Annotated in this window: 17 protein-coding genes; 7 read left to right on the top strand and 10 right to left on the bottom strand. The window is 67.4% G+C overall.

The window, feature by feature from the left end; translation table 11 throughout:
- The first annotated feature begins 40 nt into the window (after window positions 1-40).
- A complete protein-coding gene (locus tag DPM12_RS14785; RefSeq protein WP_112259104.1) occupies window positions 41-1,585 on the top strand; it encodes an ATP-dependent DNA ligase in 1,545 nt (514 codons plus the stop codon).
- Window positions 1,586-1,698: 113 nt separating this feature from the next.
- On the opposite strand, the gene DPM12_RS14780 is transcribed toward DPM12_RS14785, so the two are convergent.
- Window positions 1,699-2,481, bottom strand: a complete 783-nt coding sequence (locus DPM12_RS14780) for a hypothetical protein (RefSeq protein ID WP_112259103.1) — start codon at window positions 2,479-2,481, stop codon at window positions 1,699-1,701.
- Between the two features lie 178 nt (window positions 2,482-2,659).
- Between DPM12_RS14780 and DPM12_RS14775 the strand changes: the two genes are divergently transcribed.
- Window positions 2,660-3,478 (top strand): SURF1 family protein, encoded by an 819-nt coding sequence (locus DPM12_RS14775; RefSeq protein WP_158542899.1) that lies wholly within the window; start codon window positions 2,660-2,662, stop codon window positions 3,476-3,478.
- On the opposite strand, the gene DPM12_RS14770 is transcribed toward DPM12_RS14775, so the two are convergent.
- The 3 genes from DPM12_RS14770 to DPM12_RS14760 all read right to left on the bottom strand — a co-directional run bounded on the left by DPM12_RS14770 (window position 3,444) and on the right by DPM12_RS14760 (window position 5,381).
- A complete protein-coding gene (locus DPM12_RS14770) occupies window positions 3,444-3,755 on the bottom strand; it encodes a DUF3817 domain-containing protein (protein WP_211659005.1) in 312 nt (103 codons plus the stop codon). The genes DPM12_RS14775 and DPM12_RS14770 overlap by 35 nt on opposite strands.
- Window positions 3,756-3,824: 69 nt before the next feature.
- Window positions 3,825-4,739, bottom strand: a complete 915-nt coding sequence (locus DPM12_RS14765; RefSeq protein WP_112259101.1) for a proteasome assembly chaperone family protein — start codon at window positions 4,737-4,739, stop codon at window positions 3,825-3,827.
- A 111-nt stretch (window positions 4,740-4,850) separates the two neighbouring features.
- Window positions 4,851-5,381, bottom strand: coding sequence for an SAV_6107 family HEPN domain-containing protein (locus DPM12_RS14760; protein ID WP_158542898.1), 531 nt, complete (start codon window positions 5,379-5,381; stop codon window positions 4,851-4,853).
- 102 nt (window positions 5,382-5,483) lie between these two features.
- On the opposite strand from DPM12_RS14760, the gene DPM12_RS14755 reads away from it, so the two are divergent.
- Entirely contained in the window at window positions 5,484-6,890 is a 1,407-nt protein-coding gene (locus DPM12_RS14755) for a phytoene desaturase family protein (RefSeq protein WP_158542897.1), read from the top strand.
- Between the two features lie 72 nt (window positions 6,891-6,962).
- On the opposite strand, the gene metF is transcribed toward DPM12_RS14755, so the two are convergent.
- A complete protein-coding gene (gene metF, locus DPM12_RS14750) occupies window positions 6,963-7,889 on the bottom strand; it encodes a methylenetetrahydrofolate reductase [NAD(P)H] (RefSeq protein WP_112259150.1) in 927 nt (308 codons plus the stop codon).
- Between the two features lie 363 nt (window positions 7,890-8,252).
- Here metF and DPM12_RS14745 point away from each other — a divergent pair, with 363 nt between their 5' ends.
- Window positions 8,253-9,338, top strand: a complete 1,086-nt coding sequence (locus DPM12_RS14745) for a polyprenyl synthetase family protein (protein ID WP_211659004.1) — start codon at window positions 8,253-8,255, stop codon at window positions 9,336-9,338.
- Between the two features lie 30 nt (window positions 9,339-9,368).
- On the opposite strand, the gene fabI is transcribed toward DPM12_RS14745, so the two are convergent.
- The 3 genes from fabI to DPM12_RS14730 all read right to left on the bottom strand — a co-directional run bounded on the left by fabI (window position 9,369) and on the right by DPM12_RS14730 (window position 11,293).
- Complete coding sequence (fabI, locus tag DPM12_RS14740) at window positions 9,369-10,133, bottom strand: enoyl-ACP reductase FabI (protein ID WP_112259099.1); 765 nt, start codon at window positions 10,131-10,133, stop codon at window positions 9,369-9,371.
- Between the two features lie 5 nt (window positions 10,134-10,138).
- Entirely contained in the window at window positions 10,139-10,843 is a 705-nt protein-coding gene (fabG, locus tag DPM12_RS14735; RefSeq protein ID WP_112259098.1) for a 3-oxoacyl-ACP reductase FabG, read from the bottom strand.
- Between the two features lie 240 nt (window positions 10,844-11,083).
- Window positions 11,084-11,293: a dodecin gene (locus DPM12_RS14730; protein WP_245951281.1), complete on the bottom strand. Its 210-nt coding sequence runs from the start codon at window positions 11,291-11,293 to the stop codon at window positions 11,084-11,086.
- Between the two features lie 136 nt (window positions 11,294-11,429).
- On the opposite strand from DPM12_RS14730, the gene DPM12_RS14725 reads away from it, so the two are divergent.
- On the top strand, window positions 11,430-11,723 hold the full coding sequence (locus DPM12_RS14725) for a DUF3099 domain-containing protein (RefSeq protein WP_211659003.1): 294 nt from the start codon (window positions 11,430-11,432) through the stop codon (window positions 11,721-11,723).
- 400 nt (window positions 11,724-12,123) lie between these two features.
- Here DPM12_RS14725 and moaA read toward each other — a convergent pair whose 3' ends face one another.
- Complete coding sequence (gene moaA, locus DPM12_RS14720; protein ID WP_112259095.1) at window positions 12,124-13,113, bottom strand: GTP 3',8-cyclase MoaA; 990 nt, start codon at window positions 13,111-13,113, stop codon at window positions 12,124-12,126.
- Between the two features lie 30 nt (window positions 13,114-13,143).
- Here moaA and DPM12_RS14715 point away from each other — a divergent pair, with 30 nt between their 5' ends.
- The gene (locus tag DPM12_RS14715) at window positions 13,144-13,941 is read left to right on the top strand and encodes an SURF1 family cytochrome oxidase biogenesis protein (RefSeq protein ID WP_158542896.1); all 798 of its coding nucleotides are present in this window, start codon (window positions 13,144-13,146) and stop codon (window positions 13,939-13,941) included.
- Entirely contained in the window at window positions 13,938-15,725 is a 1,788-nt protein-coding gene (locus DPM12_RS14710; protein WP_112259093.1) for a glycoside hydrolase family 15 protein, read from the top strand. Before DPM12_RS14715 ends, DPM12_RS14710 begins: the two co-directional genes overlap by 4 nt.
- 20 nt (window positions 15,726-15,745) lie before the next feature.
- Here the strand turns inward: DPM12_RS14710 and DPM12_RS14705 are convergent, their stop codons facing one another.
- Window positions 15,746-16,531 (bottom strand): hypothetical protein, encoded by a 786-nt coding sequence (locus tag DPM12_RS14705; RefSeq protein ID WP_123788494.1) that lies wholly within the window; start codon window positions 16,529-16,531, stop codon window positions 15,746-15,748.
- Window positions 16,532-16,557: the final 26 nt, after the last annotated feature.

The raw sequence follows: 16,557 nt of genomic DNA, 5'->3' as shown, positions 1-16,557 counted from the left end.
GCCGGGCTCGTTGTCGGTAGCACCCGGCAGACTGGGCAGTATGCGCTTCGTCGACGTTGCCGAAACCTCGCGTGCCGTGGCGGGCACCAGCGCCCGCTCAGAGAAGATCCGGCTGCTCTCGAACTGCCTGCGCCGTGCCAGCGCGGGCGAGGCCGACGTGGTCGCCAGCTATCTTGCGGGTGAGCTACGGCAGCGACGTACCGGGCTGGGCTATGCGGCGTTGCGGTCCATACCCCCGGCAGCCGGCCATCCGGAACTCACACTCTCCGAGGTCGACGCCGAGTTCGCGCGTATCGCCGAGCTGTCCGGAAAGGGTTCGACGACGGCGAAGCGCGCGGCCTTTCACGAGCTGCTCGCCCGGGTCACGGAGCCCGAGCAGCGGCTGCTGGCCGGGCTCGTCACCGGTGAGGTCCGCCAGGGAGCACTCGATGGCCTGCTCACCGAGGCCGTCGCCACCGCCACCGACCTTCCGGCCGCAGACGTGCGCCGTGCGGTCACGGTCGCCGGAGCACTCGTGCCCGTTGCCGCGGCCGCACTGGCCGACGGCGCGGACGGCTTGGAACGGTTCCGGCTGACCGTAGGATCGCCCGTGCGTCCCATGCTCGCGTCCCCGGCGTCCACCATCGGTGAGGCGATCGAACAGCTCGGCGAGGCGGGCATCGAATGGAAGCTCGACGGGGTCCGGGTGCAGGTCCATCGCGACGGCACTGACGTCCGGATCTTCTCGCGCACGCTCGACGACATCACCGACCGGGTTCCCGAGATCGTCGACGCGGCCCGCGCGCTTCCGGCTCGTTCACTGGTCCTCGACGCGGAGGCACTCGCCCTCGACCCTTCCGGGCGTCCCCTGCCGTTCCAGCGCACGTCGTCACGGATCGGACATCGTACCGACGTCGCGCGTGCCCGCGAGCAGCTCCCGCTGGCGGTGTATTTCTTCGACTGCCTGCATCTCGATGGCGCCGATCTGCTCGCCGAGCCCGGACAGCGCCGATGGGAGGCGTTGGCCGGTGTCGTTCCCGCGCACCAGCGCATCCCGCACATCGTGACCGACGATGCCGGCGTCGCCGAGAACTTCTTCGCCGACGCCATCCGGCAGGGCCACGAGGGAATCATCGCGAAATCCGTCACGGCTCCGTACGAAGCCGGACGCCGCGGCTCGGGCTGGTTGAAGGTGAAGCCCCGGCACACCCTCGATCTGGTGATCCTCGCCGCCGAGTGGGGCAGCGGGCGCCGCCGGGGCTGGCTGTCCAACCTTCACCTCGGCGCCCGCGATCCGCAAGGCCGGTTCGGTCCCGCCGGCGGGTTCGTCATGCTGGGCAAGACCTTCAAGGGGCTGACGGATCAGATGCTCACCTGGCAGACGGACCGGTTGCGGGCTCTGGCAGACGGCCCGACGGAGCACTGGGTGGTGCACGTGCGGCCCGAGCTACTCGCCGAGATCGCCTTTGACGGCGTGCAGGCTTCGCCGCGCTACCCGGCCGGAGTCACCCTGCGCTTCGCTCGCGTGCTGCATCACCGCCCGGATAAGCCCGCCGCCGAGGCCGACACCATCGAGTCGGTGCTCGCGCTGCATCACCAGGGCTGAGATCGACCCACGGGGCACTGCCGGCGCCCGTTACTTCCGCCGCTGCACACGGCGTCCTGCCGTTATGTCGCCGCCCGCAGCTCACATCCGCGCCGGCGGCGCGCGTCTGCCGATCAGCGGCCGATCCCACGCCGGTGGGCTCGTTCGAGGCGCTCCACTCCTTCGGCCAGCACATCCATGCCCGTGTGATCGGACGATGTGAGCAGCAACCCGGCCGCTTCCCACATGGCGATCTGAATGGCCTCGACGGTCTGCGCGTCCGGGTCGCCCTCGGCCGTGCTCGCACCCCGCGGGAGGACGCTCTCCAGCGCCGAGGCCGCCTCGACCAGGCGCAGCCACGACTTCGGCGCGTAGCGGCCGAGGATGAGCCGCAGGTGCTGGTCGTCGCGCAGCACGGCCTGGCGCTGACGCTCGGCGAAGAATTGCGCGGTCACCGATCCGCCGATCGCTCCGCCCACCAAGCCCAGGAGCACGACGAGCACGATGCCGAACAGCCCCGCGCCGATCGCAGCCGCGCCCGCGGCGAGGAGAGCCGCGGCGCCGACTGCTCCGGCCGCCATGCCGATCAGATGGTGTCGATGCAGCCCGAAACCGAGGATGCGCATCATCGGTGCCGGCTCGTCCAGCGCGTGGACCACCCGCTGCATGGCGTTCTCATCGACGCCATCGGGGCGGATGACGACGAACTTCTCCGCTACGGCGCGGCCGGACGTTGCGGCGTGACCGGGACGTCCGGACGTCCATCGCAGAGCACCCCACAGACGACGCTCGACGACGTTGGGAAGCCAGCTTCCTCGCTGCGAGTTGAGCTGCTCCTCAACAACCCGCTGCTGCTCCTCCCAAGATTCCGCCCACTCCCGCTCCTTCAAGGCAGTCAACGGGTGCGGTCGAGTCATCGGTGCTCTTCTCTCCATCGTGGTCATATCCGCTGGCCCACCCATGTCGTCTGACCATTATCGTGACGGGACGAAGCCTACTCGTCAGCGTCTCGTTTCTCAGCACATCCACCAACATGTCCGTACTCTCACGGGTCACTCGACCCGTCCGTCCCGCTACCCGGCTACGGTGGTGAACATGCTCCGGTTCCTGGTGACTCCGCGGTGGCTGGCCGTCCACCTCGCGCTCGTCGTGGCGCTGGCCATCTGTGTGATCGCGGGCTGGTGGCAGCTGAACGTGTTCCAGGACACCACCTCCCGCCAGGACGAGCGCGACCAGCCGCCCACGGCGATCGACCAGCTCGTGACCCCCGGACACGACATCGGCACGGCCGCTGACCGTCCGGTGCGTGCCGAAGGGCAGTATCTCAACGAGCACCAATTCATCATCCCAGGCCGCATCCATGACAGCACCCTGGGATGGTTCGTCCTGATTCCTCTCGAAACGGCCGATGGCACCATCGTGCCGGTACTACGCGGATGGGTCGAGGAACCCGACGACGTCACCGAGCCGGCGTCGTCCGAGGTCACGGTGCACGGCTATCTGCTACCGCCGGAGACCCCCCAGCATGCCACGGTGCGCAGCGATCAAGAACTCGGTGACTCAGAACTCGGCTATATCGCGCCCGAACCGTTCAGCACGGCCACGGGTCTCCCCGGCGATCACATCGTTCACGGATACGTGCTCCGCACGACGGAACGCCCTGACACGCCGGGCGTCACTCCCGTCGATGTCGATGAGTTAGCTCCCATCCGGAACGTGAGTCCGTGGCAGAACCTCTCCTACACAGCCCAATGGTGGATCTTTGGCCTAGCGGCGATCGCCTTCTGGGCTTCGGCCGTACGCTCTGGTGTGCGCTCGCGTCGCACGGCCGAAGGCCCCGATCCCGACGATCCGGACCATCCGGGCGAGACCGAACAGGTCAGCGAATCCGCTCGCCCTCACGTGCCTTCTTGACGACGAAACGCTCGGCCACGAATGACGCAAACGGCACGGTGCCGGCCAGAGCGATCAGCAGGACGTGTAAGCCACGCCATCCACGCTGATAGACCAGCAATCCCACCGCGACCAGATAGACGACGTACAACCAGCCGTGAATCGGCGAGACCACCGCACTCATACCCGGCTCGTCTGGCGGACCGTACCGCAGGTAGATCGCCACACAGAGCAACAGCAAGAAGACTCCGGTGACGTAGGCCATGACACGGTAGAACGGAAGGGCATCACGCTGCACGTCTACGAGCGTAGCCCCATGCCGGGTCACGTCATGCGACGGGCCACCCACGGCGACAGCCGCGGCGGGTCATTCATCGGGGCGATCGTCCCCCACATCGAGCTCGGCAAGGAAGCGCTCGAAGTCGGCGCCGATCTCGTCGGCGGTCGGCAGCGTCTTGGGTTCGGCAAGCAGGTTGCCTCGCGAGGTGCCACCTTCGAAAGCGTCGTACTGCGACTCCAGAGCCTGGACCACGCGCGCGACCTGTTCGTTGTTCTCCACCTGCTCCTGCACCTGCTGCTCCGCCTCTTCGGATGCCTCCAGAAGGTCGTTTACCGGCAACAACAGCCCGGTTGCCGAGCTCAACGAGCGCAGCAGGCTCACCGAGGACTGCGGATAGTGCGCCTCGGACAGGTAGTGGGGCACGCGTGCCACCAGGCCGACGGCATCTTGTCCCCACTCACCCAGCCGGTACTGGAGCAACGATGACGCGCTACCCGGCACCTCCAGCTCGGCATCGATCAGCAGATCAGCGGGGAGCAAACCCGGACGGGTGGCATGGGCGGTGACGCCAATCGGCCGTGTATGCGGCGTCGGCGCGGGGATCCCGTGGAATCCCGCTACCAGCCGGACACCGAAATGCTCGATCAGCTCCTTCACGGCAGCGACGAACGCCTCCCAGCGCACGTCCGGTTCCGGCCCATATAGCAGGAGGAACGGCGAACCACCGTCGTCACGCATGGCCTGCAGGGTCAGTTGCGGCGCGGCATAGCTGGTGAACATACCGCCGGACAGCCGCATCTCGGGACGCCGCGACCGGTAGTCGACCAGCTGATCCGTGTCGAACCGCGCCACCTCGGTATGCTCCAGGTTCTCGAGCAGGTGCTCAGCGATTCCACCGCCGGCGTGACCGGCATCGATGAAGCCGCTGAAGTGATACAGGAGGACCGGATTCTCGAATTCCGGCGCTTCTCCGTTCACCAGCTCGTACAGAGCTTCCGGCATCGTCTACTCACATCCTCGGTTCGATCACAAATCGCGATCAGTGTGGGATTCTCCCCCCTATAACACAACTGCCCGCCGGTACCTTCCTGACCCTCTCATCTCGACACCATCTCATCTCGGCCGCAGCGGGACCGCCAAACCGCCAGCGCCGCCGTCGATGGGCTCCTGGTAAGGCAATCCCAGCAGCAGGCACACCAGACCAAGAAACGCCTCGGCTTCGCGCATCAGATCATCAGCTTCCCGCGTGCTCGCCGCACCGCGCAGGCCAGCCTGCGCGGCCGCGCGCTTGCCAGCGTTCGAGGCGAAGAAGGCAGCCCATTCGGTCAGCTCCGGCGCCACCGACGGCAAGAGCTCCCACACGTTACGCGGGCCGTGTCCCCGCCGGCGGCCCGACCCCCCGCCGTGCCGGCGGCGCGCCGGCTGCGCCCGGGCGGCCAGCACCGCCGCAGCGGCCCGCAGCGCCGCTAGATGGGCCGCGGCGAATCGATCGTTGGCCGTACTGGCCTCGGCGGCGTCCACCAGGCACGAGCGAGCTTGTTCAACCAGCTCCAGAGTGGCGTGCCCGGCCGGTGGGCGTACCCGCGTGCCCACCCCACGCCGCGCCCCGTGTGTGCCGTTGACCTGGCCATACGATGCTGTCATCGGTCCCTCCTTCACATTGCCATCGAACCTTTGTTCGACCAGATCTTGAGAGTAACACCCCCGACCGACAGACCGTCAAGCTTCGTCATAGGCTCACCCACCGTGGCACGAACAGTGGTCATCGGCGCCGGCGTCGCCGGGCTGGCCGCCGCCTTGCGGCTCGTCGACTTCGGACACGAGGTCACCGTGCTCGAACAGAATTCCCGAGCCGGAGGCCAGGTCAGCGCAGACGTCATCGACGGCATCTGCGTGGAAACCGGCCCGACGGCATTCACCCTTCCCGCCGTGTTCCGCGACCTGTTCCGCAAGACGGGCCGTCCCCTCGAACGCGAGCTCGAGCTGGTGCCGCTCGATCCGTCCGTACGCTACGTCTTCCCTGATGGCGGCCAGCTGGATATGCCCAATGCCAGCCGCGCGCGGATCACGGCCGCCCTCGACGACGCGTTCGGTCCTGGAGCCGGTGCCCAGTGGGAAGCGCTGATCCGCGATGCCGAGTGCATGTGGGGCCAGCTCCGCCCGCGGCTCCTCGATCACCCGCCAGGCTGGCGCGACCTGCTCTGGTTTCGCGTACATCCACGCTCCAAGCAGTATCTGCGGCGCGCGAACAGTCTGCGTGAGCTGGGCATGCTGCACCTGCAGGAGCCTAACCTGCGGCTGATTCTCGACAGCTACGCCACACTGTACGGTGCGACACCCACCAAGGCTCCCGCCGCTCTTGCCAGCCTCGCCTACATCGAACAGACCTTCGGAACGTGGACCGTTCGCGGCGGCCTGACGGCGCTGATCGAGGCATTAGAGCGCCGTCTACTGCAGCAGGGCGCCACGATGCGCTTCGGTACGCCAGCCATCCAGGTGAAGAGCAAGTACCGGCAGGTCACCGGCGTCCAGGTCGCCGACGGCGAGACCATCCCCGCCGACGTCGTAGTGTCCACCGCGCCGCCCGGGCAGCTCGGATTCGACAGTTTACGCGCCCGGCACGAGTCGACCGTACCGAGCGACGGGCACTCCGTGTTTAGCCTCGTGCTTTCGGTGCGTCATCCACTCGACCTTCCGCAGCGCACCATCCTGCTCACCGAGGACGGGCCAAACGTCGCCGTCACCTACCGCAGCGGAGATGACCCGTCCGGGCCGTGCGCGCTGGCCCTGCACGCCGATTGCCCCTCCCACGGTGACGGTGCCGACCAGACGGACTGGTCGGATCCGGACACGGCGGAGACGCACGCCCAGCAGCTGCTGGGCCTGGCCGCCTCACGTGGCGTCCAGGTCAAGGACGACGTGCTCAACATGCACATCCGATCGCCGTACGACCTCGAACGGGAGTACGGCGCCACCGGCGGCCGGATATTCGGCCAGGCCTGGCACGGAAACAGCTGCATACGGCAACGCAGGAAGAACCGTTCGTTCCTGCGGGGCCTGTTCTACGCCGGAGCCAGCACCCATCCGGGCGCTGGGATTCCGGCGGTAGCGATCTCGGCAGCTCTTGCCGTCGACGCCATCGGCCGCGCCTGATTCCCGGCGCACCGCGCCGTCGCCGTCATCGCCGTCCCGGTTACCCGCCTGCCGGCGGCTGCCTCCGGGAGGTCACGCGGGAACGAGACTCGCTCCGAGGCCGAGGTTCTGGTAGATCTCGCGGGTGGCCGTCGACTTGTTCAACGTGATGAAGTGCAGCCCCGGGGCACCCTCCTCCAGGAGGCGCTCGCTCATCTCCGTCGCTACCTCGACACCGATGGCACGCACCGCCTCGGGGTCATCCTGAACCGCGCGCAGGCGCTTGGCCAGCCACTCGGGGAACTCGGCACCCGACAGCTCGGCAAAACGCTCGATCTGCTTCACGTTGGTGACCGGCATGATGCCGGCGATGATCGGTTTGTCCTCACCCGCCGCGGCCACGCGATCCCGCAACCGCAAGTAGTCCTCGACGTTGAAGAACATCTGGGTGATCGCGAAATCCGCGCCAGCGCGGAACTTGCGTACCAGGAAGTCGACGTCGGTCTGCAGATCCGGGGAGCGCGGGTGCTTCTCCGGGAATGCCGCGACACCCACACAGAAGTCACCCACCGACTTGATGAGCCGGACCAGCTCCTCGGAATAGTTCAACCCCTCCGGATGCGGCACCCACTCGCCTTGCGGATTGCCGGGCGGGTCCCCCCGCAGGGCCAAGATGTTCCGGATACCGGCATCGGCATACGAGCCTATGACGTGCCGCAGCTCGGCAACCGAGTGGTTCACGGCGGTGAGGTGACCCATGGCGGTCAGCGTGGTGTCGGTGGCGACCTGTCCGGTGACCCGAACGGTCGACTCCCGCGACGTTCCGCCGGCGCCGTAGGTCACGGAAATGAAGGTCGGCCGCAGCCGCTCCAGTTCCCGAATCGTGCGCCAGAAGAGCTCTTCGGCCTGCTCGCTCTTGGGAGCGAAGAACTCGAACGAGTACGACCGCTCGCCGGCGGCCAGCAGCTCCCGGATAGTTGTTCCGTTTTCTGGTGTGGTCGTCGGCAATCCTAGAGACATAGCGTTCACCATAGCCGCACCAGGAATGTCCAGAAAATTGCATCTCATGCTCTGGGATTCGCCCTCTCATGAGCTGGCCGGTTGCGTATTTCGCTGCTCGTTGCGCAAAAAGAAATGCATACTGCGGAAGCACTCACGACAACGTGACGAATTCTTGTGGGACGGGAGCGTGCAATGCCGTGTGAATCACGGCCGCGTCGTCGTGCGGTCAGAAATGTCACGACCAGGACCACAACTGCCGGGCAGATTATCGTGTGAAAACCGCGCACCGTGCTGACCCGGAAACCTCGATCGCCGGAACGATCAGGTCGAGAAACCGGGCCCGGCGGCGCGCCCGCGTCGTCGGCCTCATAGCCTGACGGCGTGATCGAGTCTCCTGCCGACCCGGTCGGCCCACTGCGGCCACGGGTCCAGCATGCCCTCGACGAGTTCCTGAACCTTCAGCGCGCGGCCCTCGAACCGGTTAGCGCCGACCTGCTTCCCCTCCTCGATGCCGCCACCGGTCTCCTCCGCGGAGGCAAACGCCTGCGCCCCGCGTTCTGCTACTGGGGCTGGGTGGCCGCGGGCGGCTCCAGCGACGACGAACCGATCGTCACCGCGGCGTCGGCGCTCGAACTCTTTCAGGCCGCCGCGCTGGTCCATGACGACGTGATCGATGAATCGGACACGCGTCGCGGCGAGCCATCGGTACACCAGCGGTTCGCCGCGCGCCATCGCGAGCACGGCTGGCGCGGCGACCCGGACAAGTTTGGCCGCGCCGCGGCCATTCTCCTCGGCGATCTGCTGCTGGGATGGAGCGACGAGCTTCTGTGCCAGGCCGGGCTCGACGAGACGGCGCTCCAGCGTGCCCGGCCGGTCTTCGAATTGATGCGTACCGAGGTCGGCGCCGGGCAGTATCTCGACATCCTCGCTCAAGCCGATGTCGACAGCGCCGCGCCCGAGCAGGTGAAGCGCGCCCACCAGGTCATCGTGCACAAAGCCGCCCGCTACACCGTCGTGCATCCACTCGCGCTCGGTGGCCAGCTGGCCCGTGGATCCGGCGAGGTCCTCGGGGCGTTCAGCACGTACGGTTCCGCCCTCGGTGAGGCCTTCCAGCTACGAGACGACATCCTCGGTGTCTTCGGCGACCCTGCGGTCACCGGCAAACCGGCCGGCGACGACCTGCGTGAAGGAAAGCGCACCATGCTGGTCGCCTACGCCCTGGAACGCGCGGACACCGTGCAAGCCCGTATCATCGCCGAGCTGCTCGGGAATCCCCACCTGGACGACGCAGGCGTGCACAGGCTCCAGGAAATCCTCTCCGACACCGGGGCACTCGGTCGCGTCGAGGCGCGTATCGACTCCCTCGTCGAAGACGCCATCGCGGCGATTGACCAGGCAACGGTCACCGACGATGGCCGCACCGCCCTCTCCCACCTCGTCGCGCTCACGACTGCCCGTAGCCACTGAGCCCGCGACCGACGTCGAGTCACCGGTTCGCTATGCGCCGATGGCGTGGAAACCCCCGTCGACGTGAACGATTTCACCAGTGGTCTTCGGGAACCAGTCCGAGAGCAGGGCAACGACACCGCGAGCGGCCGGTTCAGGATCGTTAAGGTCCCACCCCAGTGGCGCGCGCGTATCCCAGGCGCTCTCGAACTCGTCGAAACCCGGGATGGAACGAGCCGCCATCGTCTTGACCGGTCCGGCCGAGACGAGATTGACCCGAATACGCCGCTCACCGAGGTACTTCGCCAGGTAACGTGCGGTCGACTCCAGACCTGCCTTGGCCACGCCCATCCAGTCGTAGCCCGACCACGCCACCTGCGCGTCGAAGTCCATGCCGACCACCGAACCCCCGTCAGGCATGAGCGGCAAGGTGGCCATCGTCAGAGACTTCAGCGAGTACGCGGAGACGTGCACTGCCGTCGAGACATCCTCGAAGCTCGTGTCAAGGAATGCACCGCCCAGCGCGGACTGCGGGGCGAACGCGATGCTGTGCACCACGCCGTCGAGCCCGTCGACTTCCTCGCGAACCCGGCCGGCCAGCGTGTCGAGATGCTCGTCGTTCTGCACGTCCAGCTCGAGCACCGGTGCCGGCTTGGGAAGCCGGTTCGCGACCCGTTCCACCAGGCTCATCCGGCCGAACCCGGTGAGCACCACGGTGGCGCCTTCGTTCTGCGCCAGTTTCGCCGCGTGGAAGGCGAACGACGCCTCGGTCAGCACCCCGGTTACCAGGATGCGCTTGCCGTCGAGAATTCCCATCGTTGTCAGTGCCCCATTCCCAATCCGCCGTCGACCGGGATTACCGCACCGGTCACGTATGCTGCTTCCGCGCTGGCCACCCACCGGACGACGCCAGCCACCTCATCGGCGCTCGCGTACCGGCCGAGCGGGATCTCGCTGAGGATCTGATCGCGCCGTTCCGCGGAGAGATCCGCCGTCAAATCGGACTCCACGAAGCCCGGAGCCACGATGTTCGCGGTGATCGAACGGCTCCCGACCTCGCGAGCCAGCGACCGTGCCATGCCGACCAGGCCCGCCTTGCTCGCGGCGTAATTCACCTGACCTGCCGAACCGAGCAAGCCGACCACGCTGGAGATGAACACGATCCGACCGGAGTGGGCGCGCAACATCTTCCGCAGTGCCCGCTTGGCCACACGGTAGGCACCGGTCAGATTGGTGTCGATCACGTCGGTGAAGTCCTGCTCGCTCATGCGCAGCAGCAGCGTGTCCCGCGTGATGCCGGCATTGGCGATCAGCACCTCCACCGGACCCTGTTCCTTCTCCACCTGTTCGAAGGCCGCCTCGACCGATGAACCGTCGGTGACGTCACACCGCACGCTGCCCAGCCCTTCTGGAGGATCTCCAGAACGGTACGTGACCGTGACGGCATCGCCGGCACTGGCGAACGATCGCGCGATCGCCAGACCGATACCACGGTTGCCACCGGTAACCAGAACGGACCGACTCACGTTGATGCTCCTCTCACATCCAGACCGCGACGACGCTACCTGATGGCGTCACGACGACGCAGCGCCCGGATGCACCAACCCGCGCGTCCGCTCCCCTGGCCGGACCGCACAATTGCCAGCCGTGCCCGAACGCCGCTGGCACGCCCGTATAACGCTCGGTCGGGGCGCCCTGGTGGGGCGTGCCGGGCACGGCCAGCGGGGCGACGCTCGCGGCCCGCCCGGCGCCGCGAGCTGTCCGGCTCAGGCGTCTTCGAGCCGGAAGCCAACCTTCATCGCCACCTGGAAGTGCTCGACCTGACCGTCGACGATCTGCCCGCGAATCTCGGTGACCTCGAACCAGTCCAGATGCCGCAGGGTCTGGCCCGCACGGTCGACGCCGTTGCGGACCGCCTGCTCGACACCCTCGGGCGACGTCCCCACGATCTCGGTGACTCGATAGGTGCGGTTCACGTTGTCCTCCTCGTTCGCTGCCCGTGGCCCACGTGGCAAGTACCGGTGTAGCCCTCCTGCGGATTCTGCCCCTACCGTGGCAGATGTGACCCGTTTTCGCGCCATGTCACGCCGACGCGACACCGAGGTGCAGTCGGTGACGACCGCTGCGGATGCCCGCAGCACCGACCGGCGCTCCCGGCAGAACCGCTACCTGTGGATGATGGGCATCCGCCTGGCGTGCCTTCCGCTCGCGGTGGTGACGGAAGGGTGGATTCGATGGGTCTTCATCGTGGGCGCGGTGGTGCTCCCGTACATCGCCGTGGTGATCGCCAATGCCGCGGCTCAACCCAGCAGCGGCACTATTCAATCCATCTCTCCATCTGGACGACCCGAGTTACCAGGGACAACGCACAGCGATGATCCACGAGATCAAAATCCCTCCGCGTAGCTCTTCCGATGAACTGCACTCCCGTGCAATACTCCCCATCGCGCACGTTCCGCATTCCCCCGTCGGTGCGCTGCGTAGCGTCGGCGTCGGGCGGCTTCCCCCGTGGCTGCCCGGCGCCGCCGCAATCTGGGGAATCGCCGCATTGACCCGTTCATGCGGATCATGACCCGCATTCGCCGTCGAAAGCTCCGGCTCGTGGGACACTCACGGGGATATCCGTGGGACACTCACGGACGCGCTCCCGCTGGGCCACGGCCAACGCACCGCGGACTACGGCAGCGCACAGCTAGCGCTGACTCGGTCGAATGCCAGGCATCGACCAACACCGCCGGGCGTCGACGGCGTCGACGATGACCTCGACAGCCCTGGTCCCGGCGACTCGACAGCCCTGCCGAGGTGGTTACCCGCCGATCGAAGACATCGGCCGGTCCGGCTGCAAGAAACCCGGGTCGTCGATACCGTGGCCGGCCGCCTTGCCGGCCATCGCGATCTCCCAGCGCTCGGCGAGCTCGGCGTCACTCGCTCCCGCACGCATCGGCGTGCGCAAATCCGATTCCTCACGCGCGAACAAGCAGGTACGTACCTGGCCGTCCGCGGTTAGCCGCGTCCGGTCACACGTTCCACAGAAGGGGCGCGTCACCGATGCGATGATGCCGACCCGGGCAGGGCCACCGTTGACGAGCCACCGTTCAGCCGGGGCGCTCCCCCGCTCCTCGGGATCATCCGGCGTGAGCTCGAAGTGCTCCTGCAACGACGCGAGGATGTCTCCAGCGGTAACCATCGTTTCCCGGTTCCACCCGTGCTGCGCGTCGAGCGGCATCTGCTCGATGAACCGCAGCTCGTAGCCGTTTTCCAGGGCCCAGGACAGGAGGTCGGGAGCTTCGTCGTCGTTCACGTCACGCATGAGGACGGCATTCACCTTCACCGGCGCCAGTCCTGCGGCGTCTGCCGCGGCCAGGCCATTGAGGACGTCGTCCAAGCGGTTACGGCGCGTCAGCGCCTCGAAACGGTCGGGGCGCAACGTGTCGAGTGAACCGTTCACCCGGTGCAGGCCCGCCGCCGCCAGCGCGTCTGCCGTCTTGGTCAGCCCGACCGCGTTGGTCGTCAGTGAGAGGTCGGGCTGTGGGCGCAATGCGGCGCACTCGGCGACGATGTCAACCAGACCACGACGCAATAAGGGCTCGCCGCCGGTGAAACGGACCTCGCGGATCCCGAGCCGTTCCACCCCGATCCGGACGAGGCGGACGACCTCGTCGTTGGTCAAGATCTCGGGCTTGGGTAGCCACTCCAGCCCTTCCTCCGGCATGCAGTACGTGCATCGGAGATTGCAGCGGTCGGTCAGCGACAACCGCAAATCGGTGGCTATGCGCCCATACCGGTCAACGAGCATAGTACCCAGGCTATGGTCTACGGTCGATTCGTGTACAGGTTCCTGGCAACTCGCCGGTGGCTGATCCGCATCCTCGCGGGAATCGTCCTCATCGTCGCATGCGTCCGGCTGGGCATGTGGCAGCTGGATCGTGACGACGAGCGTTCGGCACGCAACGACGTGATCGAGGACAACGCGAGTGCAGCAGCCGTTCACCCCGGCGAGCTGCTCGACCCGGCCGAGCCCTTCGACCCCGAGGACGAATGGCGCCAGGTCGAAGTACGGGGACAGTACGACGCCGAACACGAGCTGGTGCTTCGATTGCGTCCGCTGGAGGGCGAGCGCGGCGTCCGGGTCATCACCCCCCTGATCACCGAGACCGGCACCGCGCTGCTGGTGAACCGGGGGTTTTACCCGTCAGCCGAGCAGATCCCCGAAGCACCCCCACCACCCGACGGCGACGTCGAGGTCGTCGCCCGGCTGCGGGCGAGCGAGGACGGCGAGGACGTCGGCGGCGATCTCGCGGCCGGCCACATCCGGTACGTGAACGTCGCCGACATCGCCGAGGCCCTGCCATATCCCGTCTATCCGGCCTGGGCCGAGGCGGTCAGCCCGATCGACGACGAGCTCGTCGCGCTGCCACCCCCCGAGGTCGATCCGGGACCGCACCTGTCGTACGCGATCCAATGGTTCATCTTCGCCGTCATCGGTGTGGGGGGCTTCGTCCTGCTGGTTCGCGCCGAGGCCAGAGAACGCCGCGCCGTCACTACCGCAGCCGCGGAGGACAGCGACAAGCTCACGAATTCTGCCCACCTGACACCAACCGAGGATGTAGACAGGGTTTCATGACGGGACGCATCGAAGATCACGGACTGATCGGCGACCTGCACACGGCGGCGCTGGTCGACCGTGACGGCACCATCGACTGGCTCTGCCTGCCTCGTTTCGACTCGGCGGCGTGCTTCGCCGCCCTGCTCGGAGAGCCACGCAACGGCTTCTGGCAGATCGCTCCCACCGGCGCGGGGCGCGCCACGCGGCGTCGCTACCGGCGTGACACGCTCATCCTCGAACAGGAATGGGACACGCCGGACGGCAGCGTGCGGCTGATCGACTTCATGCCGCCGAGCAATGGCTTCCACGACCTGGTTCGTATCGTCGAAGGATTGTCCGGCCGCGTCACCCTGCACAGCGAACTGCGCTTGCGCTTCGACTACGGCAGATCGGTGCCGTGGGTGCACCGGACCCGCGGCACCGTCGCGGGTATCGCCGGGCCGGACGCGGTGACCCTGCGCTCGGACGCCCCAACGTACGGCCGGTTCCTCGCCACGCACGCGGACACCACCGTCGAGGCCGGCCAGCGGGTCTCGTTCGTGCTCAGCTGGCATCCGTCGCACATGCCGCCCCCGGAACCGACCGATCCACTGGACGAACTCGAACAGACCGAGAAGTTCTGGACCGACTGGTCGTCGAGTTGCACCTACGACGGTCCGTACCGCGAGGCGGTCATGCGTTCGCTGCTGACCTTGAAAGCCCTCACGTACCAGCCCACCGGCGGGATCGTCGCGGCTCCGACGACGTCACTGCCCGAAACCCTCGGCGGCGTGCGGAACTGGGATTATCGCTACTGCTGGCTTCGAGACTCCGCCTTCACCCTCGACGCGCTGATCCGCAGCGGGTACACCGAGGAGGCCCGCGCCTGGCGGGATTGGCTGCTGCGCGCCATCGGCGGGAATCCGGGCGACCTGCAGATCATGTACGGCGTCGCTGGTGAGCGACGGCTGCCCGAGCACGAGCTCGGCTGGCTGAGCGGCTACGAGGACTCGCTTCCCGTGCGCATCGGCAATGCGGCAGCGGAGCAGCTTCAGGTCGACGTCTACGGCGAGATCATGGACACCCTGGCCCGCGGCCGGGCACACGGGCTGCCGTTCGAATCGGACGCGTGGTCGGTGCAAGAACACCTGCTCCGGCACCTGGAGCAACGCTGGCAGGAGCCCGACGAAGGGCTCTGGGAAGTGCGCGGGCCACGCCGGCACTTCGTGCATTCCAAGGTGATGGCCTGGGTCGCCGCCGACCGCGCCGTACAGACCATCCAACAGGGCATCGCACCCGGCGACGTCGACCGCTGGCGGGCGCTGCGTGCCAGCATCCACGCCGACGTGCTCAAACACGGCTACGACCCGGTACGCAACACGTTCACGCAGTACTACGGCAGCTCGACCCTGGACGCGTCGCTGTTGCAGATTCCCCTGGTCGGATTCCTGCCGCCCGATGACCCGCGGATCGTCGGCACCGTCGACGCCGTGGCCAAGGAGCTGTCCACGGACACTGGCCTGATCATGCGCTACGACCCCCGCGTCGAGGTCGACGGCCTGCCCGGCATCGAAGGTGCCTTCCTCGCCTGCACGTTCTGGCTGGTCGAGGCCCTGTACCTGACGGGCCGGCAGGAACGCGCTCGTGAGCTGTACGAGTATCTGCTGTCCCTGCGCAACGACCTCGGCTTGCTCGCCGAAGAGTACGATGTGACGAACCAGCGCATGGTGGGCAATTTCCCGCAGGCGTTCAGCCACATACCGCTGGTGACGGCCGCGTACCTGATGTCCGACATGCCCGGTCCGGCGACCGGCCGCGCCTGAAACACCCGCCGCGCCCGGTCTCACTCCAGGGCTTCGACGGCCGCCCCAGCCAAGTCGAGCATGTCTTCGTCGTCGACGTCCTCCATGTCGATCGCGCCGCCGGTGACGTACACCCCGTCGATGTCGAACTGGAACATGCTGACCTGGGACTCGTCCGCCCGCAGGAGATAGCCGTCGGCGTCGGCGACGCTCACCTCGTCGGCCGCGTCGAGCTCCGACAGATCGGTGCCGATCAGCTCCACCGAGTAGTTGACCTCGACACTGGCCACCGAATCGTCCACCGCGCTCCAGTCGCACGTGAGCATGGCCAGCTCGTTGCTCGACGGCGCCACCTCCCGGTGCGTGAACCCCGCAGCTATGCTGTCACCCGCGTCGACCACCTCCTCCGGACATGCGTCCGGCAGATCGTCGACACTCGCCCGGGATTCAGCACCGGCGTGCCCGTCCGGCCCGCGGCCCGAGCCGTCTTCCGCGCCAGGGGCGTTCTCGCCCCGTCCGGCCCCGCTGCCGTCGTCCCGCCCCGCTTCGCCGATCCCGGGTTCGTGCCCGGTGTCCTCGTTTCCGGTGTCCTCGTTTCCGGAATCGTTCCCGGCATCGTCACCGGGGTCGTGCCCGGCATCGCTCTCCACATCGTTGCCGGGAGACTCCTCGTCCGCGCGGGGCTCCTGGTCACCGCTCTGGCTCCCACCCACGGTGCCGTTGTGCTCCACGTCGTCGCCGGTCTCATCGCCACAAGCAGAGAGCAGGATCACACCGGCGAGGATCGCGGCACGAACCGAGCGGCCGGCGGCGGACGGAGCGCACATGACCTCCACGATACAAACGGCGGGCG

Source organism: Phytoactinopolyspora halophila, from assembly GCF_003287285.1.
Lineage (GTDB): Bacteria > Actinomycetota > Actinomycetes > Jiangellales > Jiangellaceae > Phytoactinopolyspora_A > Phytoactinopolyspora_A halophila.
This window is presented reverse-complemented; position numbering and strand designations above follow the sequence as displayed.